Below are 426 nucleotides of genomic sequence, written 5' to 3'. Positions count from 1 at the left end.
ATCTCTATAGCAACGTCAAGGAGAAGCGCGAGGTGTTGCAGATGTGGTCAAATCACATCGAATGGCTGATCAAGCAGGCTGCGGATGACGCTCTGGCGGCGTAGCTGCTGGCATGGGCGGAAGATGCGGCGCAACAATCGTCAGAGCCTCATCGAATTGGAGATCATGCTTGACCAGCAAATGCGCGGCCAATGCTTCGATGGCTGACCAGTGATCGAGTACTAGCCGGGCCGTGCGATCTTCGATCCGCCTCCAACGGGGGCGGCGCGGCATCAGGAACCGCAACTCACCATAGATTCGCTTGGCATCCGCGTAGTCGCTGCTCCCCTCATTCCCATCGGACGCATTCATCGCCATATCGCGCGGGTCCAGATAGCCTTCGAATGCGGATTCTGCAAAAGGACCTGCCAGACACGCAACTATCTC

At 57.5% G+C, this 426-nt stretch carries 1 protein-coding gene; it reads right to left on the bottom strand.

Translation table 11 applies throughout. The annotated features are described in order from the left end of the window. Positions 1-69: 69 nt before the first annotated feature. The coding region (locus P9272_RS35960) for a hypothetical protein (protein ID WP_164747216.1) at positions 70-426 on the bottom strand (357 nt) is incomplete at its 5' end.

This window comes from Mesorhizobium sp. WSM4976, assembly GCF_029625685.1.
GTDB lineage: Bacteria > Pseudomonadota > Alphaproteobacteria > Rhizobiales > Rhizobiaceae > Mesorhizobium.
Note: the sequence above shows the minus strand (reverse complement) of the source record. Positions and strands in the feature narration are given on the sequence as shown.